Genomic DNA, 24316 nt, shown 5'->3' on the forward strand with positions numbered 1-24316 from the left:
ATTACATTCAACACGGATGACGCATCGCAGTAGTAGCTATGGCCAACTTGCCAAATATCTTTCCACCATCACAATTTACACCCAAGGGTGTTGATCCGACCGAACATCAGCGCTTTATCTCATTTAAGGAGAAGAATTGGCGAAGAGCGTGGATTTGGTACACCTGGATACGATACAAAACAAACCTTCTGACCTACTGCCGGAGCGCTATCACCATAGAAATTTGATCGATGGAAAAACTTATCTTCGGAAGTTCCATTTTCAGCAATAAAACCAGCGGTAGCCTTGCCTCCGTTTTGATAAGTAATCGGATAAACTGTAATTTGTCCAAGCCTACGGTCTCCCGTAGCATACGACAGCGTATTAAAGTACTTAATCACATCCTCTGTACTAGGGCGGTCGCCAGGCTCAATTTCTAAACAGCCCATTATGAGCTTCCAAAGATTCCGCTCTAACTCAGCAGTATCTACGTGAGTACCAAACCAGCTGGGCTGGGTGACGGTATACTTACCCACTTGATAAAGGGTCACGTTTTTAATTGCCATGCGGCCCGTCCCAAATGGAGGCACACCGGCCAATAGGTGATATATTACGCAACCAAGAGCCCAAACATCCATAGGCTTCCCGGCGCTCTTCCAATCATCCCAACATTCAGGAGCCATGTAAGGAACCGCACCCAGCAAAGTATTCGAAGTCAGCAGCGTTGCTTCATTCTCTGCAAAAAGCTCCATTTCTGCGGCAATTTCAGACTCAGCTAATTTTGCAATTCCAAAATCCGTTAGCTTAATCGACTCTAATGATGCATCATTTGAGGTCATGATATTGCTGGGTTTCAGATCCCTATGACATATACCAACTTTATGAGCTTCATAGAGCGCTTTTGCAATATGGTGGGAGACATGAGTAGCCAGGTATGGGTCTAAAAAAACAAACTCATTCGTTAATCGCTCACCAAGATCGCGCCCAGAAATAAACTCCTCGACCAAAAAGGTGATGCTATCATCTTCAAAATAGTCAAGTGTTGCGGCTATATTAGGGTGATTAACACGCGCTCCCATCTCCGCTCCTCGGCGGAATCGTCGGTCTTTAGCGCCGGCCTTGGGCGTCTTGACCGCAACATATCTGTCTAGCGTTTGATCATAAGCATAGTAAACTTCCTGCATTCCTCCGGCAGCATGAAACCTTATAATTTCATAACGGTCTACCAGCTTTTGCCCAGGTTCTAAACGAAGTTGACTCACAATATCACCTCAGGATGGGAAGAAGAGAAGGTTACCCAATATCGATTGCTTTTTAGCTCCGCGCGCCCAAAAGTCAACACACAAGCGTCATGCAAGACTGTCCCAGTTACGGCGACACGATTATTGATGTAAACATCTCCCTCAACACCGACTACCTCGAAGCGAACCCCATCATAGACCGTGACAATTCCACCATAGCCTTTGAATTTGATGCTAACTCGCCGATTATCTTTAGATAGCTCGTATAAGTTATTATTGTAAACAAACGTCCCCCGGTGCTCATCACGGACAAGGTGATTTTTGAGAACCTGGCAAATTCTATCCGCACTTGGGCGAGATGCTGGTTTTTTAGAAAGACACGAATCAATAAGAGCCACTACTTCTGCTGCCAATTTACCTGGCATCACCGTATCAATCGATGGGACGCTTGCAGATCCCTGAGGTGGTCTTTCAAATAAAACTTTTGGAGTAATATTACTAGCTAGCGCCCAAGCGCAGACGCCTAAAGCGTATATATCCATTTCCTTTGTGATAAGTGCGCCCGGCACAAACAATTCTGGAGCTGCATAAACCAGAGTACCACGATTAAGCTTAGTGTGATAATCTGCTCCTTCGACTGAAATACCAAAGTCAAAGAGTTTGACTACACCAGATGATGAAGCTTTAATATTATCGAGCTTTAGGTCTCGATGAACGATATTTGCAGCATGCAAAACAGTCAAGGCTTGTGCAATTTGATATATGACCTTCAAATACGCACTAGGATCACTCGAGGCTTCTAAGTAGAAATTCTCGAAAGAACGCCCTTTGAGATGCTCAATGATGATCCCTTGAACGGAACCCAAGTCATCCTTTATGACATCGTAGATTTCAACTATGTGCTTTGACCGAGCCTTTGCCAACATTTGGATTTCGTTTCTCAGCTGTCCATCGTCGTTACCCGACTGCATGAACTTGAAGAGAACATCGCGACCCAAAAAGTTATCACGTACAGGCTGAACACTACCAAACCCACCGCTCATTAAGGTACTGGTAACTGCAGAGTATCTACTGGGTAAATTTATCATTTGATTCCATTCAATCTTTGGAGTCTTGATTTGGCTTTGGGTCAACCGAGACCTCAATCTCTGGGCGCGACTCTTTCTTACTACCCGCAACCGGATCTTCTACAATTTTAAAATCAAGTTGCTTTGGACTTTTCGAGTTATCACTCACAGCTCGAGCGTATTTACGCTTTATCGCCTTACGTATATCAGATTTCATTATCTTTCGCTCCGACTCAGGAGCATAGGAGTACGGCAGCGAGGTTGACAGTACTACTTTAGTATTACCGAGCCAAACATCCATCTTCACAGATCCTGAATCTGATCTCGGAGTATTTAGATAAGCATCCCTCACTCTTTCAATTGCGACTATAGAAGTGTTGTCAACTCCGCCAACCCAGTTGGAAAGAGACATTACCCTGTTAACAGCGGCAGTCGAAGAAGGTGCTTTTCGTAGGAGCGCGTTAAAACCATCTTCGGCCCCTTTCCATGCTCCATCTGTTGCCAAAACAACACCATCACTCAACAGCGTGTTGTCTAAGAGAGTGACTCGAAGATCACTGGGAGTTCTTCCGTCTTCTCCAATAGCCTGCGATAGGCTGCCGCCCAGGCCGCGGAATCGTAAAGCGGAAGGATCTTTGAGCGCGAGCTCAGACAGCTCATTCTCGAGTGTGTCATCCCTACTGATCTGGATTAATCGGTCTTTGAGAGGAGACCAAGCATAAATGCGACTGTCGCCGACATTCGTAGCCGCGATATCACCATTCCCAGTCGCCACTAATACGCTAAGAGTTGTAGCCCCCTTCCCCTGTAGGCACTCGCGGACGCGCTCATCTGCACTCCTCACAAGCGCAGGCAGTAGCCGAGCGAGAGCGACACTCCGGCGATTCAGTGTCAGCTCCTCCAGAAAAGCAGTTATAGCTATCGATGCAGCCAAATCTCCGCTTTCCGTACCACCCACACCGTCACACACGATTGCAACGAAATAGACCTCACCGTCAGCTGCCGATATTTGGGCTACCGCTACACGATCCTCATTGCGTGAGCGAACCTGTCCTACACTTGTACCAACCGCGACTGAAAGGTCAGCGACCGCCACAGGTGGCATCGCATTCCAAGAGGCTCGCGCCATTTCCATGTACAAATCTTGACCAATCTGAGAAGAAAAGGTCCGTCGAAAATCTGCGAAAAAAGGATTCATGTGCTCACTGACTTAGCTCTTGAGGGGCAGGTGCGGAGGCGCAGCCACAGCGCCATGCGGCGTGTACTGGTGGAGGCTAGCATGATAGGTAGCGGGCGAAGGGTTGCTGCCAGGCATGCAGATGAGAATCATGCAATCTAGTACTACCAGTTGCTGGAAGCTCAAATTCAAGCTCACGTCCTTTTGAGGCTGCGCCGTGGGATAGATGCTGGGCCCTTCCATCTGAAAATCCCGCTCGCCGAAGGGGTAGCTCCGCATACTGCCCTGTGGCATTTCGCGTTGGCGAATGCTCCCCTTCAGGGGATACAGATTGGGCTGTAGCTTAGCAAATTCCCATAGCCTGGCAACACGTCACCGCCCTCGTCACGATAGAGACCTTGCGGTGTCGTCGGGCGAAGCGCCGCAGAAAAGCATTCACCGCCCTTTTGGATTGCGCAACACTGAAATGGGGGAACAAATGGGTGAATAATGAAAAAATCTATCAGAAAAACATTAACAGAAAGCTACGTAACAAAACGAGCCGGCCACAAGCCGGCCTTTTAATGCCTGGACCAAAGCGATTCTTACTTCCCTCTGCAGAGGGACCTGCCCATCCCGCCGGTTATCTGACGCCACCCTGATGCATACATAGAATTCGTCGAATAAGTGACGTTTTGCGTTGAGCTTTGCCCTGCCTGATCTAGGCTCAAGCCATGTGGGGAGGAGGTGTAGTCCATGCGCAAATTATTGATTGGCTCCTCGATGCTGGCCTGCCTGGTGGTACTGGGCGGCTGGTTGAGCCGGCCTCAGCCATTGCCGGTCAGGCTGCTGCAGGTTGAACGGGGACCGGTGGAGACGCTGGTGGCCAACACCCGCGCGGGGACCCTCAAATCGTGTCGACGCTCGCATCTCTCCTTCAATGTCGGTGGCCAGGTTGCCGAGCTGCTGGTCGAGGAAGGCCAGCGGGTGCAGCCGGGCCAGGTGCTGATGCGCCTGCGGCAGGACGAGCAACAGGCCCGCCTGCAGGAAGCCGAGGCGCGGCTGGAGGCCCAACGCAACGCCCGTGAGCAGCGTTGCCAGCAAGCTCACCTGGACCGGCGCGACCTGGACCGCCTGGGCCAGCTGGCCGACCGCAAGTTGATTGCCGCCGATCGCCTCGACCAGGCCGAGACCAAGGCCCAACTGGCAAAACTGGTGTGCAATGCCAGTGCCGTGCTCATTCGCGAGGCTGATGCCAGCCTGCAGCTGCAGCGCTCACTGCTGGAACAGACCACCTTGCGTGCACCATTCGCCGGCATCGTCGCGGAAATCAACGGCGAGCTCGGCGAGTTCGTCACCCCTTCGCCACCGGGTATCCCGACACCGCCGGCGGTCGACCTGATCGACGACAGTTGCCTGTATGTCGAAGCGCCGATCGACGAGGTGGACGCCGCCCGGGTGCGCCCCGGAACGGCCGTACGGATCAGCCTGGATGCCTTCCGTGGCGAGCATTTCACCGGCCGCGTCAGCCGTATCGCACCTTATGTGCGTGAATTGGAAAAGCAGGCGCGCACCGTCGATGTCGAGGTGCGCTTCGACCAACCGCCGGCCGGTCTGGTCCTGCTCACTGGCTATAGCGCCGATGTCGAGATTCTGCTGGAGCAGCACGCAGCGGCCTTGCGTATCCCCACCGAGACCCTGCTGGAGGGGCAGCGGGTGCTGCGCTACGACCCGAGCGCCCGGGTGTTGCGTGAGGTGCAGGTGCACACCGGGTTGAGCAACTGGCGCTGGACCGAAGTGCTTTCAGGGCTGGACGAAGATGCGCGCATCGTCGCCAGCCTGGAGCAGGAGGGGCTCAAGGACACTGCGGCAGTCATCCCGCTGGATCCCCAGGAGCCCGGGCAATGATCCGCCTGCGCGGTGGCAGCCGCAGCTTCCAGCTGGGCGGCCAACAGGTGATGGGGCTGGATGGCCTGGACCTGGATATCGCCGCCGGCGACTACCTGGCAGTGATGGGCCCGTCGGGCTCGGGCAAATCGACCCTGCTCAACATTCTCGGCCTGCTCGACGCACCGAGCGCCGGCGAGTACTGGCTGCAAGGCGAGGCCACGGCGGCGCTGAGCGAAGCGCGCCGCGCCCAGCTGCGCAGCCAGTTGATCGGTTTCGTGTTCCAGTCCTACCACTTGATCGCCCGGCTGACGGTGCTGGAGAACATCGAGCTGCCGATGGTGCTGGCCGGCATCGGTGCGGCGCAACGGCGCAAGCGCAGCAGCCAGTTGGTGGCGCGCCTGGGGCTCGGCGAGCGCATAGCCCATCGCCCGGCCGAGCTGTCCGGCGGTCAGCGCCAGCGCGTCGCCATCGCCCGGGCGATGGCCATGCAACCGGCGTTGTTGTTGGCTGACGAGCCCACCGGCAACCTCGACAGCCAGGCCGGTGCCGAGGTCTTCAGCTTGCTGGAAGAGCTCAATGACGAAGGCCTGACCCTGATCGTGGTGACCCACGACGCCAGCCTCGGCGCCCGCGCACAGCGCCAGCTGCACATGCGTGACGGTCGGGTTCAGCACGCTGCGCAGCAGCAGGCGCCGGCCTGATGCGTGCTGCCGATGCCCTGGGCTTCTGGCTCGGCGCCCTGCGCGGGCATCGCTCGCGCAGCCTGATGCTACTGCTGGCCATCGCTATCGGGGTGGTTGCGGTCAATCTGCTTACCGGCCTCGGTAGCGGGGCGCGGGCCTTCGTCCTGAACGAGTTCTCGTTGCTCGGGCGCGACATCCTGATCGTGTTCCCGGGCCGCAAGGAAACCACTGGGCGCATGCCGCCACTCACCGGCCTGACGCCACACGCGCTGACCTTGCAGGACGTCCAGGCCATCACCCGCTTGCCGGGTATCCGCCGGGCAGCGCCGCTGCAGGCCGGGCAGATGGAGGTGAGCGTCGGCAACCGCAATCGTGAAGTGCTGACCCTGGGCACCACCCGCGACTTCTTCGCCATTCGCCAACTGGCGGTCATTCAGGGCCAGCCGTTGCCGACGCTGGACCCGGAGCAGGCCGAGGCCGTCTGCGTGATCGGTGGCAAGCTGCGACGCGAACTGTTCGGTACACGCCCGGCCCTGGGTGAATGGTTGCGCGCTGGCGACCGGCGCTTCCGCGTGGTCGGCGTCCTCGGCGAGCGAGGCGAATCGCTGGGCATGGATTTCGCCGAGATGTTGATCATCCCGGTTGCCAGTGCCCAGGCCCTGTTCAATAGCGAGGGCTTGCTGCGGGTGTTTGTCGAAGTGCATGGGCCGAGTGTTCTCGACCGCAGCAAGCGGCTGATACTGGCCGCGCTCAAGGAGCGCCACGACGGTGAGGAGGACATTACCCTGGTCAGCCAGGACAGCCTGCTCAGCGCCTTCGACCAGATACTCAAGGTACTGACCCTGGCGGTGTCCGGGATTGCCGCAATCAGCCTGCTGGTGGCTGGTATCCTGATCATGAACGTGTCCTGGATCGCGGTGAGCCAGCGCAGCGCCGAAATCGGCCTGCTCAAGGCCATAGGGGTGACAGCGGTGCAACTGCGCCTGCTGTTCCTCGGTGAGGCGGCGTTGCTCGCCCTGACCGGGGCCCTGGCAGGATTGCTGCTGGCCGAGAGCGTGCTCTGGCTGGGGCGCCTGGCGTTCGCTGTGCCGCTCTATGCGCCCTGGTGGGCGCGGGTTGGTGCGGTGCTGCTGGCACTCGGCACGGCAGTGCTGTTCGCCTGGTTACCCGCCGCTCGGGCCGCGGCACTGGAACCGGTGGCGGCACTACGCCCGCCGGGGGCGCATTGATGCACTGGCAGGATGGCTTGCGGCTGACCTGCTCGGCACTGGTCTGCCGCCCCTTGCGCAGCCTGCTGACCTTGCTCGGCGTAGCGATCGGGATAGCCGCCGTGGCACTGCTCACGGCCATCGGCGAAGGCGTGCGCGGCTATGTGCTGGAGAACTTCGCGCAGTTCGGCACACGGATCATCACCGTGCGCCCAGGCAAGACCCAGACCAGCGGCCTCGGCGGCCTGCTTGGCAGTGTGCGGCCACTGACGATCGCTGATGCCGACGCCCTGCGGCGCTTGCCGCATGTCGAGGCGGCAGTGCCGATCATTCAGGGCAGCGGGGATATCCAGTTCGGTCAACTCGATCGGCGCAGCGACATACTGGGTAGTGGTCACCAGCTGGCGCAGGCCTGGCACATGCAGCTGAGCCTTGGCGAGTTCCTGCCTGCGTCCCGTGACGGCCGTTCGCCGCCCTATGTGGTGCTGGGCCACCAGCTGCGTACCGAACTGTTCGGCGCGCGCAATCCACTGGGCGAGCTGGTCCGCGTTGGCGGCGTACGTTTCCGCGTGATCGGCGTGATGGCCAAGAAAGGTCAGCTGCTCGGTTTCAACCTCGACGATATCGCCTACATCCCGGTCGATTGGGCGGAAAGCCTGTTCAACCGCACCGGGGTAGTCAAAGCCCATGTGGTGTTCGACAGCGGCACCAGCTCACAGGCGTTGGCCCGGCAGATTCGCCAGGTGCTCAGCGAACGGCACGGTGTGGAGGATTTCAGCCTGACCACCCAGGACGACATGCTGCGCAGCTTCAACCGCGTTCTCGGCACCCTGAGCCTGGCCATCGGTGCCTTGGGGGGCATTTCCCTGCTGGTCGGCGGCGTCGGCATTCTCACCATCATGACCACCACCGTGGGCGAGCGCACGGCGGAAATCGGCCTGCTACGGGCGATTGGGGCCAGCCGGCGACAGGTACTCGGGCTGTTTCTCGCCGAAGCCACGCTGCTGTCCCTGGCCGGCGGCCTGCTTGGCCTGCTGTTGATGGGCCTGCTGCTCGGCCTGCTGCACCTGGCCATGCCGAGCCTGCCTTTGGCGCTGCAACCGCTGTTTCTGCTGCTGGCGCTGCTACTGGCGGCGCTACTTGGCATCCTCGCCGGCCTGGCTCCGGCACTGCAGGCGGCGCGCCTGCATCCGGTGCTGGCGCTGCGCAGTGAATAGCTGCCAGGCCATGCGCTTCGCCAGGCACATCGCAACCCGAAGCTGACAGAAAAGTAATCTGCGACTCAGCCGGTTGACAGTGCAGGTTGGCTAGCCTGATCGCTGTGGGTGCTTTTCAGCGCCACCGGCTGGGGCATTCAACCGCCTGATACCAGCGACTTATCGACTGACTGGACGCAACGGCATGCAAAGCAAAACCACGAGACGCGCCTTCGTCAAAGGCCTGGCCGCCACCGGACTGCTGGGCGGGTTGGGCATGTGGCGCACGCCGGTCTGGGCCGTGACCAGCCCTGGCCAGGCGAATGTGCTGACAGGCACCGAGTTTGACCTGTACATCGGCGAACTGCCGGTGAATTTTACCGGCACGAAGCGCACGGCGATGGCCATCAACGGCTCCGTGCCCGGGCCCATCCTGCGCTGGCGCGAAGGCGACACTGTCACCCTGCGTGTGCGTAACCGTTTGCAGCAGGACACCTCCATCCACTGGCACGGCATCATCCTGCCGGCCAACATGGACGGCGTACCGGGCCTGAGCTTCCACGGCATCGCCCCCGACGGCCTGTATGAGTACAAGTTCAAGGTCCAGCAGAATGGCACCTACTGGTACCACAGCCATTCCGGTTTCCAGGAGCAGGTCGGGGTGTACGGCGCCCTGGTCATCGACGCGAAAGAGCCCGAGCCGTTCACCTATGACCGGGACTACGTGGTGATGCTCAGTGACTGGACAGATGAAGACCCTGCCCGGGTGCTGTCCAAGCTCAAGAAGCAGTCGGACTACTACAACTACCACAAGCGCACGGTGGCTGATTTCGTCCACGACGTGAGCGAAATGGGCTGGTCTGCCGCGCTGGCCGACCGGAAGATGTGGGCCGAAATGAAGATGAGCCCCACCGACCTCGCCGACGTGAGCGGCTACACCTACACCTACCTGATGAATGGCCAGGCCCCGGACGGTAACTGGACGGGCGTGTTCAGGCCGGGCGAGAAAATCCGCCTGCGCTTCATCAATGGCTCTGCCATGAGCTATTTCGATGTGCGCATTCCTGGCCTGAAAATGACCGTTGTCGCGGCAGACGGGCAACACGTCGAGCCGGTTTCAGTCGACGAGTTCCGCATTGCCGTTGCCGAAACCTACGATGTCATCGTCGAACCCGAAAGCGAGCAGGCCTATACCATTTTTGCCCAGTCCATGGACCGTACCGGGTACGCCCGCGGCACCTTGGCAGTTCGCGAGGGCCTGCAGGCCCCTGTTCCGGCCGTGGACCCACGTCCCGTCATTTCCATGAACGATATGGGCATGGACCATGGCGACATGGCCGGCATGGACCACGGCAGCATGACCGGCATGGACCACGGCAGCATGACCGGCATGGACCATGGCAGCATGGCTGGCACGAACGGGGCCATGCAGCGTCACCCGGCCTCCGAGACCGACAACCCATTGGTCGACATGCAGACGATGTCACCGACGCCAAAGCTGAGCGATCCCGGCATCGGGCTACGCAACAATGGCCGCCGCGTGCTCACGTATGCCGACCTGCGCAGCACCTTCCCTGACCCGGACGGCCGCGCACCAGGCCGCACCATCGAACTGCACCTCACCGGGCACATGGAAAAATTCGCCTGGTCCTTCGACGGCATCAAGTTTTCCGACGCCGAGCCACTGCGCCTGAAGTATGGCGAGCGCCTGCGCATCACTTTGGTCAACGACACCATGATGACTCACCCCATCCACCTGCATGGCATGTGGAGCGACCTGGAGGATGAGCACGGCAATTTCATGGTGCGCAAGCACACCATCGATATGCCGCCTGGCTCGAAACGGAGCTACCGCGTCACCGCAGATGCCTTGGGGCGTTGGGCCTATCACTGTCACCTGCTGTTCCATATGGAAATGGGCATGTTCCGAGAAGTCCGTGTGGACGAATGAACTGGAGATCCGAGATGAGCAAACCGATGAATCGAAGCGCGTTTTTCCTCTCTGCCGCGATGGCAGGCCTGTTTGCCGTTCATGCCCCATCCGCGTGGTCCGGCGACACCAGCAAACAGCCGGCCAGCGCTGAAAGCGCCAAGGGCGCACAAGGCATGGATCACGGCAACATGAAGGGCATGAACCACGACGCCATGAAAGGCATGGACCACAGCACCATGAAGGGCATGAACCATGACGACATGAAAGGCATGGACCATGGTGCGATGAAAGGCATGGACCACGGCAAGATGATGGAATCGCATGGCAGCGACAAAGCTAAGGCAGGGAAAGATGCTCAATAGCCTGGCACGACCATCGCTGCTGGCATTGGGCGTTGCCCTGGGCATGCTGGGCACTGCGCCCAGCTTCGCCTCCGGGGCCATGGACCATTCGGCCATGGGGCACGATGCCATGCCGATGGATAGCGGCTCCTCGCACGATTCGATGCCAGGCATGGACCACAGCAAGATGGACCACGGCAGCATGCAGGGCATGGACCACTCGACGATGAACCATGGCTCGGCAGAGGCACAGACGACCAGCCGTACCCCGATCCCGGTACTGACAGATGCGGACCGCCGGGCAGCCTTCCCCCCGTTGGGCGGGCACCAGATGCACGACAGCGCAATCAACAGCTTCCTGCTGCTGGATCAGCTGGAGTACCAGGATGCGGACGAAGGCAGCACACTGGCCTGGGATGCATCCGGCTGGATAGGCGGCGATATCAACCGGCTGTGGGTCCGCTCCGAAGGCGAACGCACCAACGGCGTGACCGAAGATGCCGAACTGCAGCTGCTATATGGCCGCTCGGTCAGCCCCTGGTGGGATGTGGTTGCCGGGGTACGCCAGGACTTCAAGCCCGAATCGCCCCAGACCTGGGCGGCGTTCGGCATCCAGGGCATGGCGCTGTACGATTTCGAAGCCGAAGCCACCGCATTCATTGGCGAGAACGGCCAGACGGCTATGCGCCTGGAAGGCGACTACGACATCCTGCTGACCAACCGCCTGATCCTGCAGCCAACCGCTGAAGCCAACTTCTACGGCAAGAACGACCCTGCGCGTGGCGTGGGGTCCGGCCTGGCCAATACCGAGGTCGGGCTGCGCCTGCGCTATGAGATGGTCCGCCAGTTTGCCCCCTATATTGGCGTCACCTGGAACCGCTCCTACGGCAACACCGCCGATTTCATCCGTGATGAAGGTGGCGACGTGGATGAAGCGCGTTTCGTTGCCGGCATCCGCATGTGGTTTTGAGAACCTGTCATGAAAAGAACAATAACAACGCTTGTTCTGGCTGGCGCGCTAAGCAGCGCAGCGGTACTCGGTACCGCCTACTCCGGCCTGGTCAATGTCGGGGCCGACGATCCGCACTTCCCCGCCGTGCATGCCTTCCTGGCCATGGCACGGGACCGCTCCATTGCGGTACGTGCCAGGGACATCGACGTACCTGACCTGCAGGACGAAACGCTGATCCGCACCGGTGCGGGTAATTACAATGCCATGTGCATCGGTTGCCACCTGGCCCCGGGCGTGGAAAAAACCGAGCTCAGCCAGGCGCTGTACCCCTCGCCGCCCAACCTGGCCACCGGCGGCATCGGCGGCGACCCTGCCGCAGCGTTCTGGACCATCAAGCACGGCATCAAGGCCACCGGCATGCCGGCCTGGGGCAAGAGCATGGGCGATGAATACATCTGGGGCATCGTGGCCTTCCTCGACCAGTTGCCCAAGCTCGACCCCCAGCAGTACAACGCGCTGGTAGCGAGCAGCAGCGGCCACCAGCATGGCGGTGGCGAAAGCGCAATGCACAACCATGAAGGCCAGCATGGCAACCACGCGCCTGAGCGCGAGGGCCACCCTGCCCTCGGCGGTTCAGAGGCGCATCATCCGGCACCAACGAATACGGCTCCGAAAACACATGTGCACCGTGACGGGAAAGAGCACGTCCATAAAAACTGAAGACCGCTCGATCCAGACCAGGCCTCTCATCTCAGTGCTTCATGCCTAGCTCAGCATCATCCATCAGCGCCTTGGCCATCGCACTCAGGTAGTGCGCCGCCCAGATCATCATCGGTTTTTCATCCATCAGGCCGGTGATGGTCAGCTCGCGGACATAGCCCATCAATTCCGAGGCCTGCTCGCGGGCGTCCTTGCAAGGGATGCCGGGCTCGATGCGGAACAGTGGGTGGGTGCCGTTTTCGCCTTGGTAGAAGGTCGTCTTGCCGGCGGTGAACTGGGTGTCTTCGGTGGTCATTGTTGAATTCCCTGATAGTTCTCGACTCTTCGGGCCGGCCCTTTCGCGGGCTTGCCCGCTCCCACAGATACTGTGCGAGCCTTGAGGCCTGTGGTGAACCTGTGGGAGCGGGCATGCCCGCGAAGAGGCCAGCCCAGAAAACACATCACTAATGCCTAGTGCAAAGTCCTGGGTTCTGTAGGCATCTGGACCTGAACCAGTGCTGTCTCCAGCAAAGCCCGCAGCGTCTCCAGCTCATGCATCGAGGTCATCATCAGGATCGATGCCGGTGACTTGGGATGCAGCAGCATTGCCTGGTGCACGACGGTCGCAGCGCACAGCGCATAGTCCGTGGCCTTGATCAGGGTGTCTTCAAGGGAATGAACATCGTGGGGTGGATCGGGGACAATCTTAAGCATGGTGACACTCTCTAAAGGTTGGCTAGAGCTGCCACTCATGACTTGCAGTGCGATGGGTGGCAGCCACGTACGGGTCTGCAAGACCGGCAGAGAGCAAAATCCGGCAGGTTCGAAAACCTCCCGTACGCAGCCACCATTAAGCGCGCGCAATGGCATGCCATTGGCATCGGTGATCGACATTTTGCTCTGGACAGGCTTGCAGGCCCGGTCGCTGATTTGGCAACGACGGGGCCAGACTAGGCCGCTGAGAACACCACCGCAATGGCGCAAAGGCGGTAGGAAGCTATTTCAGAAATGGCCTACGCGCAACGGGAAAAATCTGATTATCAGAAGTCATACCGCGCCCCAACCATCATGCTTCGCGACGGCCCGTAGAAATTGAACGTCGAGGTCGACCCCACCCGCGACAGGTAGTCCCGGTCGAACAGGTTGTTGATGTTGAAGGTGGCCGTCAGCTTCGAGGTAACCGGATAAGACAGCATTGCATCCACGGTCGCATAGCCTGGCGCGTCGATGCGCACACCGCCGTTCTCGGAATGGAAGTTGCTCATCGCCGAAATGCCGCCACCAATGGCCAGGCCGTTCAGTGGCCCTTGGCCGATGGTGTACTTGCTCCACAGCGATGCCTGGTTGCGCGGCATGATGAAAAAGGTGGTTTCGGCATCGCCCTTGAGGGTTTCGGTTTCCATCCAGGTGTAGCCGGCCAGTACTTCCCAGTTCGGCGTCAGCTTGCCGCTCACTTCCACTTCGGCGCCCTTCACACGGGTCTTGCCGGATGCAACAGAGTCAGTGGTAGCCACACCGTCGGCGTCATACACGGTAGTCGCGCGGTTCTTGTCGGTCAGGCGGAACACCGAGAGGCGCGTATTCAGGTCGCCGCCGAAGTAGCTGCTCTTGAGACCGAACTCGTACTGCTCGCCCTCACGCGGCTTGAGCACCCGGCCATTGCTGTCGGTGTCGGACTGCGGCTTGAACACCTGCGAATAGCTGGCGTACAGCGCATGGTTGTCGGTCAGGTCGTAGACCAGGCCGCCATACGGGGTGAAGTGGCCATCCACGCGCTTGCTGTCGTTGGTGGTGGCGCCACTACTGAGGGTGGTGGTGTAGAAATCCCCGCGATACCAGCTGAAGCGCCCCCCGGCGATCAGCGCCAGGCGCTCGACCGGGCGGAAGGTGACCTTGGAATACAGGCCGTATTCCTCTTCCTGCGTACCGGTCTCGGTGCTGTAGTTCGGCGCTGGCTTGGCGAACTGCTTCGGCGAGTAGGTGTTGACGTTGATGGCGCCCAGGTTGGTTGTGCCGTTGAGGTACTCGGTGTCGTAGTTCTTGTAGTCGCTGCCGACCACGAACTCGCTGACCTGGCCGAAGGTTTCGAACGGCTGGCTGTAGCTGGCGTCCAGCGAGTAGGTGTCCTGGGTGAAATCGCGAGCGCTGGCGCGCTCGGAGTTGGCGCCAGTGGTGGCGTTGGTCGCGGTGAAGGCATACAGGTAATGGGTGTCGCGGTGCGAGCCACGGGCAGCGACACGGCCATAGCCGCCGTTGTCGAAGCGGTGGGTCAGCTCGGCGACCAAATCAGTGGTCTTGCCGTCGAAGTAGTTCCAGTCGGCCCCCAGGAACTTCGAGTGGCTGAAGTCGGGCACTTCGCCGGACAGCGTTGCCGGATAGCCGTTGTGCGGGGTGAGGTTCTTCACTTCATGAATCAGGCCGAACGACAGGGTGGTGGCGTCGTCCAGGTCGACGTCCAGTGCACCGTAGTAGCTGTTGCTGGTGTTGGCGTTGTAGTCGACCTCGCCATTGGTGTCGTCACGCGAGGCGATGAAGCGCCCGCGCACGCGGCCGGCATCATCCAGCGGCCCGCTCAGGTCGATTTCCTCGTGGTTGGTGTCCCAGGTGCCATAGCTGCCTTCGACGTGGCCCTGGAACTCGGCAGTCGGGCGCTTGCGCACCATGTTGACGATGCCGCCCAGTTCGCTGGTGCTGCTGAACAGCCCGGCCGGGCCACGCATGATCTCGACACGGTCGAACGCCGCCAGCGACGGTACTGTACCGAAGATGCTGGCCATGGGCGCCGGCAGGCCGTCGATATTGAACTCGCTGTACTCGTAGCCACGGGCGTAGATCGATGAGCGGCCACTGTCGTTGGTCAGGGTACGCAGGCCGGCGGTGTAATTGGCCAGGTCATCGAGGTGCACGAACCGACGGTCCTTGACGTAGTCCTGGGTGTAGACCGTGATCGACTGCGGAATGTCCTTGAGCGCTGCGGGGGTCTTGGTGCCCACAGTGGCGGCATCCACACTGTAACCACCGGTTTCTTCCGACGGCAGCATGTCGTACAGGCGGTTGCCTTCGATGGTCAATGCCGGCAAGTCAAGCGCGCTGTCCTCGGCAGCCGCCTGAGTCGCTACCGTCTCGGCCAGTGCCGACATTGAAAACGGCGCCAGCAGCCCCAGCACCAGCCAGCCCCGAACCCGTCGCGGGTCCCCCAACCTTTTGAAACTGCTCATGACACACCCTTTCCCCAAATGGTAGTAATTCGCAAACGAAACAAGTTGCTTTTTGCGAACGATACCGAAGGGAACCCAGGGGTGCAGCAGGATTAACCTTCTTAACACATCCAGGCGTTGCCCTCGCCCTGCTGGCAATGGGATGATCCGCAACTGATACGAATTCTCATTCAAGGCTCGCCGTGCCCACCTCACTCCTCCTCGCCGAAGACGACCAACGCCTGCGTCAGGACCTGGAAAGGCATTTCCTCAACCGCGGTTTTTCGGTGCACGCCTGCGCCACTGGCGCCCAGGCCCTGGATGCCATTCAGCAGTCACGGTTCGAGCTGGTGCTGCTGGACATCATGCTGCCGGGCATCGACGGCCTCAGTCTGCTCGACGCATTGCGCCGGCAACAGGCGGTGCCGGTCATGCTGATGTCGGCACTGGGGGCCGAGCAGGATCGCATCACTGGCTTTACCCGTGGCGCGGACGATTACCTGCCCAAGCCCTTCAGCCTGGCCGAGCTGGACGCCCGGGTCGATGCATTGCTGCGGCGTGTGGCGTTCGATCGCGGTACGGCGCTGCGTGCCGACGTCGGCAGGGTGATGCTCGACCAGGACCGCCAGGACGTTATCCACAACGGCAAGGCTGCCGGCCTCACCGCATCCGAATTCCGCTTGCTGGCCACCCTGCGGGCCCACCCCGGCGAAGCCTTGAGCAAACCATTTCTCTACCAGACCGTGCTGCACCGGGCCTACACCCGCCTGGACCGCGGCCTGGATGTACATGTGTGCAACCTGCGCCGCAAGCTGGCCGACATCGCTGCCCAGCACCTGCAGATCCAGGCCGTACGCGGCCAGGGGTACATGCTGGTCAATACGGAACACGCCTGATGCGCCGTCATCCCTTGCTATGGAAACTGGCCGTACTGCAGGTCGGCTTCTGCCTGTTGCTGACTTGGCTGATCTGGACCTGGGGCCTGTCGGTGGAGCGCAGTACCTACTTCCTGTCCCAAGCCGACCAGGACTACCTGGCGCGCTTTGCACAGCAAGCCGAACAGGCCTGGGCGCAAGGCGGCGCGGAGGCTGCCGAGGCCTGGCGCAGGCAACTGGAACAGGCCGAGGGCACTTGGGTGGCGCTGGTCGGGCCGCACCTGCAGAGCCTTGGCAGCACCCCACTGAGCGCCGAGGAAGCCAGCCACCTGACCTTCATGCGCAAGCTCGACTGGCCGATGAGCCGGCGCCTGCAGGATGAACTGCCCTACGTCAGCATCGAGTTTCCGCAACACCCTGAGCACGGCCGCCTGGTAATGCAACTGCCCGAGCGCCTGTTGCCCACCGGGCTGACCCCATGGACCCATGTGATCACCCATGGCGTTGCCCCCACGCTGCTCGCCCTGCTGCTGGTCGTGGCGCTGTACCGCCACCTTGTGGTGCCACTGAACCACCTGCGCGACCGCGCCGACGCTCTGCGTGCCGACGACCTCGACGGCCCGGCCCTGCCCCTGCAAAAGCGGCGCGATGAGCTTGGGGAGCTGGCGCAGGCCTTCGAGCACATGGCCGGGCGCCTGCGCCAGAGCCTGGAGCAGCAGCGCCTGTTATTGCGCACGCTGTCTCACGAACTGCGCACGCCGCTGGCGCGGCTGCGCATCGCCCATGACAGCAGCTTGCCGCCGGCCCAGTTGCGCGAGCGCCTGGACCGCGAGGTGACCGACATGCAGAAGCTGCTGGAGGACACACTGGACCTGGCCTGGATGGACACCGAACAGCCCAGCTTGCCGACCGAACCGGTGTTGATGGTTTCGGTGTGGGAAGCCTTGTGCCAGGACGTCTGCTTCGAAAGCGGCTGGGACCGCGCCCGCCTGCCCTGCTCGCTCGGCACCGACTGCGTGGTGCAAGCCCACCTGGACAGCCTGGCCCAAGCCCTGGAAAACCTGATGCGCAATGCCATCCGCCACTCGCCGGCCGAGGGCCGGGTCAGTCTGGATGGCTGGCTCGAGGGCGACTGCTGGCACCTGCGCCTGAGTGACCAGGGGCCCGGGGTGCCGCATGCCGAGCTCGAACGCATCTTCAAGCCCTACCAGCGGCTAACCGACAGCGGCGCGGGCTTCGGCCTGGGCCTGGCCATCGCCCGCCGCGCCATCGAATTGCAAGGCGGTCGCTTGTGGGCCAGCAATGGTCACCCGGGCCTGTGCCTGCACATGACCTTGCCGATCGGCCAGGACTGTTTAGAAAGTTAATGCGCTTTACGCTCAATCAGGACTGATTATCATCTGGGCGTTCCAGCCTTGCGCTCCTTGCAAAGCCCTGACGAGACACCTGATGAGCAAGATGACCCTGATGCTGGCTTTGGCGCTGGCCCTTGCGGCCCCGGCTGCCCTGGCGCAGCCCGAGCCTCAACAGAGGATGGATACCTCGCTGCTGCAGCGACAGGACCTGGCCTACCGCTTCAGCCAGCTCGACCTGGACTCGGCCGATGGCCAGCGCCATTACCGCTTGTGGGTCGGCAAACCAGACGGCCCAACGCCAGCGGCAGGTTACCCGGTGCTGTGGATGCTCGATGGCAACGCCGCGCTGGGGGCGCTGGACAGCCGGCTGCTGGGCAAGCTTGCCGCCGGCCAGGCGCCATTGCTGGTAGCCGTGGGGTACCAGACCGATCAGCGGATCGAGCGGGTCGGGCGTACCTATGACTACACCCCGGCGTTGCCTGGGCAGGCTGAGCAGTCGGACCCGCTGACCGGGCAACCGAGCGGTGGCGTGGATGCGTTCCTCGATCTGCTGAGCGAGCGCATGCGGCCGCTGGTGGCGGGTGTGGCACCGATCGACCTGCAGCGGCAGACGTTGTGGGGGCATTCCTATGGTGGCTTGGCTGTGCTGCATGCACTGTTCACCCGGCCTGGGGCTTTCAGTGACTATGTGGCCGCCAGCCCATCGCTATGGTGGCATGACGGTGCGATCGTGCATGAGGCGCAGGGGCTTGGCCAGCGCTTGGGCAGCAGCCGACCTCGGTTGTTGCTGATGCGCGGAAGTGAGGAGCCGGCCAACCCGCGCATGCCGGTGCAAGGTGATGGCGAACGGGCGGCGCGGGAGCTGCTGGCAGAGCTGGCCAAGGTGCCGGGGTTGCAGGTACGGTTCGAGCGGTTTGACGGGCTGGGGCATGGGCCGATGTTAGCGGCCTCGCTGAAGCAGGTGATTGAAGGGATGTCCCGATAACCCTGCACTGGCCTCTGCGCAGGTTTACCCGCGAAGAGGCCGGCACAGGCGATACTCCCGTCAGCCCTTCACACACACCACCTGGCGCAAGGTGTGCACCACCTCCACCAGTTCCCGCTGTGCGCGCATCACCGCATCGATGTCCTTGTAGGCCATCGGGATCTCGTCGATCACCTCCTTGTCCTTGCGGCATTCCACATGCGCCGTGGCCCGTCGCTGGTCCTCCACGGTGAAGCGGCTCTTGGCCTTGGTCCGGCTCATCACCCGGCCGGCGCCATGGCTGCAGGAACAGAACGACTCCGCGTTGCCCAGCCCGCGCACGATGAAACTCCTGGCCCCCATCGAGCCGGGAATGATGCCCAACTGCCCTTTCTGCGCGGACACCGCCCCTTTGCGCGTCACCAGCACCTCTCGGCCAAAATGCTGCTCGCGCTGCACATAGTTGTGGTGGCAGTTCACCGCTTCCAGGCTGGCCTCGAACGGCTTGCCGAGCACCTTGCGGGCGGCAGCGACCACCGCCAGCATCATCAGCTCGCGGTTGTGCCGGGCATAGTCCTGCGCCCATTCCACCGCTTCCACGTAGTCGGCGAAATGGCGGCTGCCTTCTTCGAAGTACGCCAGCTCCTTGTCCGGCAGGTTGGCCAGGTGCTGGCGCATGTCGGCCTGGGCCAGTTCGATGAACAGGTTGCCAATGGCATTGCCTACACCCCGCGAGCCGCTGTGCAACATGAACCAGACACGGTCGGCCTCGTCCAGGCACACCTCGATGAAGTGGTTGCCACCCCCCAGTGTGCCCAGGTGCTGGCGGTTGTTGGTCTTCGCCAGGCGCGGGTACTTGTCGGTAATGGCCTTGAAGCGCCCGGCCAACCGTCCCCAGGCCTGGTCGGCCTGGGCCGGCACATCGGCCCAGGCGCCCTGGTCATGTTTGCCGAACGTCTTGCCGTGCGGCACCGCCTGCTCGATGGCGCTGCGCAGGCCGTGCAGATGGTCCGGCAGGTCGCGGGCGTGCAGCGAGGTGCGCGCGGCGATCATGCCGCAGCCGATGTCTACGCCTACCGCCGCGGGGATGATCGCGCCAACGGTCGGGATCACGCTGCCGATGGTCGAGCCTTTGCCCAGGTGCACGTCCGGCATCACCGCCAGGTGCTTGAAGATGAACGGCATCCTGGCGGTATTGAGCAATTGCCGGCGGGCGTCGTCCTCGACAGGCACGCCGTCGGTCCATAACTTGACCGGCTTGCCGCCGGCAACCTGGAGAATGTCCATGGGGCTGTTCCTGAAGGGCCATGCCGGCATGATACCGCCAAAGGTCGTAGAGCCGTGGGTTGCCAGCGGGGTGGCGAGGTGCGGTATGCTTGGCCGGTCTTCAGGGCGGGGTGAAAGTCCCCACCGGCGGTAAATCGAAAGATGAGCCCGCGAGCGCCCCGGCCATGCCGGGGGTCAGCAGATCTGGTGCAATTCCAGGGCCGACGGTCATAGTCCGGATGAAAGAAGGCGTCAGGCAGGGGCCATCCGGGCGCCCCTGTGCGCGCATTTGGTTCGCCCCGAGACGTTCATCGATCATTCACGAGGAGCGTTTCATGTCCACCCAGCACCACCCGCAATTCCCCAACGTCAGCGCCGCCATCGCCGCCTTCCAGGCCGGGCGCCCAGTGCTGCTGCTCGACGATGACGACCGCGAGGACGAAGCGGACATCATTGCCGCCGCCGAGAACATTTCGCTGCAGACCATGGCCATGATGATTCGCGATTGCAGCGGCATCGTCTGCCTGTGCCTGGACGAAGCCACCGTCGACGAGCTGCAGCTGGCACCCATGGTGCAGAACAACCAGGCGCGCCACGGCACCGGCTTCACCGTTACCATCGAGGCGGCCGAAGGGATCACCACCGGGGTATCCGCCCAGGACCGCATCACCACCATCGCCGCGGCACTGCGCTCGAGCGCCGGGCAGCGCCACATCGTCAGCCCGGGCCATGTATTCCCGTTGCGTGCGCGCAATGGCGGGGTGCTGACCCGCCGTGGCCACACCGAAGGTTCGGTGGACCTGGCACGCCTGGCCGGCCTGCGCCCGGCAGCGGTGCTGTGCGAGCTGATGAACCCCGACGGCAGCATGGCGCGCGGCGAGCAGGTGGCGGTGTATGCACGGCAGTACAATTTGCCGGTGCTGACCATCGAGGAACTGGCGCAGTACCGTGAGGCGATGCTGGCGCTGGAAGCCGAGCCAGCCTGACCCCGCACCGGGTTCAGAACTGGCACAGTGTCTGTAGGAGCGGCCCTTTCGCGACACAGGGCCGCTCCTGCCGTTGACCGCGTTAACCGATCGGCTGGCCGGAAGTTTGCTCCCCCCGCCCCGCTCTGCTAGTGTCGCGCCGTTCTGAATGCCACCGAGACAGTCGCCATGGCCCGCAAAAAAGCCTCCCTCGATTTCGAGCAATCCCTCGCAGACCTGCAAGCCCTGGTCGAGCGCCTGGAGAACGGCGAATTGTCGCTGGAAGAGTCGCTGGCCGCCTTCGAACAAGGCATCGCCCTGACCCGTGATTGCCAGGGCGCCCTGGCCCAGGCCGAGCAAAAGGTGCAGATCCTCCTGGAACGCGATGGCGAGCTGGCCGCCCAGCCCTTCGACGCGGAGCCGGAAGCATGATCGGCACCTACCAGGCCAGTTGCCAGGCACGGGTCGACGCTGCACTCGAGCCGTTGTTCGTCGCCCCGACCCGGGAACTCGAACGCCTCTACGCGGCCATGCGCTACAGCGTGATGAACGGCGGCAAGCGCGTGCGCCCGCTGCTGGCCTATGCCGCCTGCGAAGCCCTCGGCGCCCCGGCCGAACAGGCCAACGGCGCTGCCTGTGCGGTGGAACTCATCCACGCCTATTCGCTGGTGCATGATGACCTGCCGGCGATGGACGACGACGACCTGCGCCGGGGCCAGCCAACCACCCACAAGGCCTTCGACGAGGCCTGTGCCATTCTCGCCGGCGACGGTTTGCAGAGCCTGGCCTTCAGTGCCCTGCTCGACCCGCGCCTGAGCCCGCAGGCCGACAGCATCCGCCTGGCCATGGTCCAGGCGCTGGCCAAGGCTGCCGGCCCGGCGGGCATGGTCGGCGGCCAGGCCATCGACCTCGGCTCGGTCGGCCTGAAGCTGGACCAGCAGGCGTTGGAACTCATGCACCGGCACAAGACCGGCGCGCTGATCGAAGCCAGCGTGCGCCTGGGCGCCCTGGCCAGCGCCCGCGCCGAACAGGCGCAACTGGACGCCTTGCAGGCCTATGCCCAGGCCATTGGCCTGGCGTTCCAGGTGCAGGACGATATCCTCGACGTGGAAAGCGACACGGCCACCCTCGGCAAGCGCCAGGGTGCCGACATCGCCCGCGACAAACCGACCTACCCGGCGCTGCTGGGCCTGGACGCGGCCAAGGCCTATGCCATCGAACTGCGCGACCAGGCGCTGGTCGCCCTGCAAGGGTTTGACGACAAGGCCGAACCGCTACGCGCGCTGGCGCGTTACATTGTCGAACGGCGCAACTGATTGCCTGGGGCCGCCGAGCGGCCCGTGCAACACCCGTCTGAATGGGCAGTATTTCCTACAATGGGGTAAACTGCCGCGTCTTACACACCTATAACGACTCGCCTGATGCCCACGACGTTTCAAGAGATCCCCCGCGAACGCCCGGTCACGCCGTTGCTCGACCGCGCTGACACGCCTGCCGGCCTGCGCCGGCTGGCCGAAGCCGACCTGGAGACCCTGGCCGACGAACTGCGCCAGGAACTGCTCTACACCGTGGGCCAGACTGGTGGGCATTTTGGTGCCGGCCTGGGCGTCATCGAGCTGACCATCGCCCTGCACTACGTCTTTGACACCCCGGACGACCGGCTGGTGTGGGACGTCGGCCACCAGGCCTACCCGCACAAGATCCTCACCGGGCGCCGCAAGCGCATGCTCAGCCTGCGCCAGAAAGACGGCATCGCCGCCTTCCCGCGCCGCAGCGAGAGCGAGTACGACACCTTCGGTGTCGGCCATTCCAGCACCTCGATCAGCGCCGCGCTGGGCATGGCCATTGCCGCCCGTCTGCAGAACAGCGCGCGCAAGTCGATCGCGGTGATTGGTGACGGCGCGCTGACCGCCGGCATGGCCTTCGAGGCGTTGAACCACGCCCAGGAAGTCAACGCCGACATGCTGGTGATCCTCAACGACAACGACATGTCGATTTCGCGCAATGTCGGCGGCCTGTCCAACTACCTGGCCAAGATCCTCTCCAGCCGCACCTACGCGAGCATGCGCGAAGGCAGCAAGAAAGTGCTGTCGCGCCTGCCGGGCGCCTGGGAAATCGCCCGCCGCACCGAGGAGTACGCCAAAGGCATGCTGGTGCCTGGTACGTTGTTCGAAGAGCTGGGCTGGAACTACATCGGCCCGATCGACGGTCATGACCTGCCAACCATGATCGCCACGCTACGCAACATGCGTGACCTCAAGGGCCCGCAGTTCCTGCACGTGGTGACCAAGAAGGGCAAGGGCTTCGCCCCCGCCGAGCTCGACCCGATCGGCTATCACGCCATCACCAAGCTGGAGCCGGCAGACAAGCCCGCTGCGCCGAAAAAAGCCAGCGGCCCCAAGTATTCCGCCGTGTTCGGCCAGTGGCTGTGCGACATGGCTGCCGCCGACAACCGCCTGGTGGGCATTACCCCGGCGATGAAGGAAGGCTCCGACCTGGTCGCCTTCAGCGAGCGTTACCCGGAGCGCTACTTCGACGTGGCGATTGCCGAGCAGCATGCCGTGACCCTGGCGGCCGGCATGGCCTGCGAGGGCAGCAAGCCGGTGGTGGCGATCTATTCCACCTTCCTGCAGCGCGCCTATGACCAGCTGATCCACGATGTGGCGGTGCAGAACCTCGACGTCCTGTTCGCCATCGACCGCGCCGGCCTGGTCGGCGAAGACGGCCCGACCCACGCGGGCAGCTACGACCTGTCGTACCTGCGCTGCATCCCGGGGATGCTGGTGATGACCCCGAGCGATGAGAACGAGCTGCGCAAGATGCTCAGCACCGGCCACCTGTACAACGGCCCGGCGGCAGTGCGCTACCCGCGCGGCACCGGCCCCAACGCGCCGATCACCGGCGACCTGGAGCCGCTGGAAATCGGCAAGGGCATCGTGCGGCGCCAGGGCGAGAAAGTCGCCTTGCTGGTGTTCGGCGTGCAACTGGCCGAGGCCATGCAGGTGGCTGAGCAGATCAACGCTACCGTGGTCGACATGCGCTTCGTCAAACCGCTGGACGAGACGCTGGTGCTGGAGCTGGCCGCTAGCCATGAACTGCTGGTGACCATCGAAGAAAACGCCATCATGGGCGGTGCGGGTGCGGCGGTTGGCGAGTTCCTGGCCAACGAGGCAATCGTGAAACCGTTGCTGCATCTGGGGCTGCCGGACATCTACGTCGAGCATGCCAAGCCGGCGCAGATGCTGGCTGAGTGTGGGCTGGATGCGGCCGGGATCGGGGCTTCGGTGCAGGCTCGGATGGCCAAGCTCGGCTTGTAATCACTCGGGCCGCTGTGCGGCCCTTGGCGACG

22 protein-coding genes and 1 riboswitch are annotated in these 24316 nt (G+C 61.9%); of the genes, 15 read left to right on the plus strand and 7 right to left on the minus strand.

The window, feature by feature from the left end; translation table 11 throughout:
• Positions 1 to 119: 119 nt before the first annotated feature.
• The 3 genes from ACLEJP_RS15995 to ACLEJP_RS16005 are packed head-to-tail and all read right to left on the minus strand — an operon-like array spanning position 120 to position 3485.
• A complete protein-coding gene (locus ACLEJP_RS15995; protein ID WP_440807925.1) occupies positions 120 to 1241 on the minus strand; it encodes a protein kinase domain-containing protein in 1122 nt (373 codons plus the stop codon).
• Entirely contained in the window at positions 1238 to 2353 is a 1116-nt protein-coding gene (locus ACLEJP_RS16000; protein WP_440807926.1) for a serine/threonine-protein kinase, read from the minus strand. Before ACLEJP_RS16000 ends, ACLEJP_RS15995 begins: the two co-directional genes overlap by 4 nt.
• Complete coding sequence (locus ACLEJP_RS16005; protein WP_440807928.1) at positions 2319 to 3485, minus strand: PP2C family protein-serine/threonine phosphatase; 1167 nt, start codon at positions 3483 to 3485, stop codon at positions 2319 to 2321. The genes ACLEJP_RS16000 and ACLEJP_RS16005 overlap by 35 nt, the downstream gene beginning before the upstream one ends.
• Positions 3486 to 4199: 714 nt before the next feature.
• Between ACLEJP_RS16005 and ACLEJP_RS16010 the strand changes: the two genes are divergently transcribed.
• The 8 genes from ACLEJP_RS16010 (at position 4200) to ACLEJP_RS16045 (ending at position 12366) form a co-directional block, all read left to right on the plus strand.
• A complete protein-coding gene (locus ACLEJP_RS16010) occupies positions 4200 to 5351 on the plus strand; it encodes an efflux RND transporter periplasmic adaptor subunit (RefSeq protein WP_440807929.1) in 1152 nt (383 codons plus the stop codon).
• Positions 5348 to 6034, plus strand: coding sequence for an ABC transporter ATP-binding protein (locus ACLEJP_RS16015; protein WP_440807932.1), 687 nt, complete (start codon positions 5348 to 5350; stop codon positions 6032 to 6034). The genes ACLEJP_RS16010 and ACLEJP_RS16015 overlap by 4 nt, the downstream gene beginning before the upstream one ends.
• Positions 6034 to 7245: an ABC transporter permease gene (locus tag ACLEJP_RS16020; protein WP_440807935.1), complete on the plus strand. Its 1212-nt coding sequence runs from the start codon at positions 6034 to 6036 to the stop codon at positions 7243 to 7245. The genes ACLEJP_RS16015 and ACLEJP_RS16020 overlap by 1 nt, the downstream gene beginning before the upstream one ends.
• Positions 7245 to 8441: an ABC transporter permease gene (locus tag ACLEJP_RS16025; RefSeq protein WP_440807938.1), complete on the plus strand. Its 1197-nt coding sequence runs from the start codon at positions 7245 to 7247 to the stop codon at positions 8439 to 8441. The genes ACLEJP_RS16020 and ACLEJP_RS16025 overlap by 1 nt, the downstream gene beginning before the upstream one ends.
• A gap of 184 nt (positions 8442 to 8625) precedes the next feature.
• Positions 8626 to 10371 carry a copper resistance system multicopper oxidase gene (locus tag ACLEJP_RS16030; RefSeq protein WP_440807939.1) on the plus strand — a complete coding sequence of 582 codons (1746 nt, stop codon included), beginning with the start codon at positions 8626 to 8628 and terminating at the stop codon, positions 10369 to 10371.
• Positions 10368 to 10715: a hypothetical protein gene (locus tag ACLEJP_RS16035; protein WP_440807941.1), complete on the plus strand. Its 348-nt coding sequence runs from the start codon at positions 10368 to 10370 to the stop codon at positions 10713 to 10715. Before ACLEJP_RS16030 ends, ACLEJP_RS16035 begins: the two co-directional genes overlap by 4 nt.
• Complete coding sequence (locus ACLEJP_RS16040; RefSeq protein WP_440807943.1) at positions 10705 to 11664, plus strand: copper resistance protein B; 960 nt, start codon at positions 10705 to 10707, stop codon at positions 11662 to 11664. Before ACLEJP_RS16035 ends, ACLEJP_RS16040 begins: the two co-directional genes overlap by 11 nt.
• Before the next feature lie 9 nt (positions 11665 to 11673).
• Entirely contained in the window at positions 11674 to 12366 is a 693-nt protein-coding gene (locus tag ACLEJP_RS16045) for a c-type cytochrome (RefSeq protein ID WP_440807945.1), read from the plus strand.
• A 31-nt stretch (positions 12367 to 12397) separates the two neighbouring features.
• Here the strand turns inward: ACLEJP_RS16045 and ACLEJP_RS16050 are convergent, their stop codons facing one another.
• From ACLEJP_RS16050 to ACLEJP_RS16060, 3 genes are all read right to left on the minus strand, one after another.
• Entirely contained in the window at positions 12398 to 12661 is a 264-nt protein-coding gene (locus tag ACLEJP_RS16050; protein WP_440807946.1) for a DUF3077 domain-containing protein, read from the minus strand.
• A 155-nt stretch (positions 12662 to 12816) separates the two neighbouring features.
• Complete coding sequence (locus ACLEJP_RS16055) at positions 12817 to 13059, minus strand: hypothetical protein (RefSeq protein ID WP_440808084.1); 243 nt, start codon at positions 13057 to 13059, stop codon at positions 12817 to 12819.
• Between the two features lie 326 nt (positions 13060 to 13385).
• Entirely contained in the window at positions 13386 to 15563 is a 2178-nt protein-coding gene (locus tag ACLEJP_RS16060; RefSeq protein WP_440807949.1) for a TonB-dependent siderophore receptor, read from the minus strand.
• Positions 15564 to 15745: 182 nt separating this feature from the next.
• On the opposite strand from ACLEJP_RS16060, the gene ACLEJP_RS16065 reads away from it, so the two are divergent.
• The 3 genes from ACLEJP_RS16065 (at position 15746) to ACLEJP_RS16075 (ending at position 18757) form a co-directional block, all read left to right on the plus strand.
• Positions 15746 to 16438, plus strand: coding sequence for a response regulator transcription factor (locus ACLEJP_RS16065; protein WP_170028067.1), 693 nt, complete (start codon positions 15746 to 15748; stop codon positions 16436 to 16438).
• A complete protein-coding gene (locus ACLEJP_RS16070; RefSeq protein WP_440807952.1) occupies positions 16438 to 17784 on the plus strand; it encodes a histidine kinase sensor domain-containing protein in 1347 nt (448 codons plus the stop codon). The genes ACLEJP_RS16065 and ACLEJP_RS16070 overlap by 1 nt, the downstream gene beginning before the upstream one ends.
• 82 nt (positions 17785 to 17866) lie before the next feature.
• Positions 17867 to 18757, plus strand: a complete 891-nt coding sequence (locus tag ACLEJP_RS16075; protein ID WP_440807953.1) for an alpha/beta hydrolase — start codon at positions 17867 to 17869, stop codon at positions 18755 to 18757.
• Positions 18758 to 18817: 60 nt separating this feature from the next.
• Here the strand turns inward: ACLEJP_RS16075 and ACLEJP_RS16080 are convergent, their stop codons facing one another.
• Positions 18818 to 20023, minus strand: a complete 1206-nt coding sequence (locus ACLEJP_RS16080) for an RtcB family protein (RefSeq protein ID WP_440807956.1) — start codon at positions 20021 to 20023, stop codon at positions 18818 to 18820.
• A 92-nt stretch (positions 20024 to 20115) separates the two neighbouring features.
• Positions 20116 to 20257, plus strand: a riboswitch (FMN riboswitch).
• 80 nt (positions 20258 to 20337) lie between these two features.
• On the opposite strand from ACLEJP_RS16080, the gene ribB reads away from it, so the two are divergent.
• The 4 genes from ribB to dxs all read left to right on the plus strand — a co-directional run bounded on the left by ribB (position 20338) and on the right by dxs (position 24284).
• Positions 20338 to 20988 carry a 3,4-dihydroxy-2-butanone-4-phosphate synthase gene (ribB, locus tag ACLEJP_RS16085; RefSeq protein ID WP_440807958.1) on the plus strand — a complete coding sequence of 217 codons (651 nt, stop codon included), beginning with the start codon at positions 20338 to 20340 and terminating at the stop codon, positions 20986 to 20988.
• 168 nt (positions 20989 to 21156) lie between these two features.
• Entirely contained in the window at positions 21157 to 21399 is a 243-nt protein-coding gene (locus tag ACLEJP_RS16090) for an exodeoxyribonuclease VII small subunit (protein WP_003255380.1), read from the plus strand.
• Positions 21396 to 22283 carry a (2E,6E)-farnesyl diphosphate synthase gene (ispA, locus tag ACLEJP_RS16095; protein WP_440807960.1) on the plus strand — a complete coding sequence of 296 codons (888 nt, stop codon included), beginning with the start codon at positions 21396 to 21398 and terminating at the stop codon, positions 22281 to 22283. Before ACLEJP_RS16090 ends, ispA begins: the two co-directional genes overlap by 4 nt.
• A 105-nt stretch (positions 22284 to 22388) precedes the next feature.
• Complete coding sequence (dxs, locus tag ACLEJP_RS16100) at positions 22389 to 24284, plus strand: 1-deoxy-D-xylulose-5-phosphate synthase (protein ID WP_440807962.1); 1896 nt, start codon at positions 22389 to 22391, stop codon at positions 24282 to 24284.
• Positions 24285 to 24316: the final 32 nt, after the last annotated feature.

Origin of the sequence: Pseudomonas sp. SMV7 (assembly GCF_052041995.1) — a bacterium.
Classification (GTDB): domain Bacteria; phylum Pseudomonadota; class Gammaproteobacteria; order Pseudomonadales; family Pseudomonadaceae; genus Aquipseudomonas.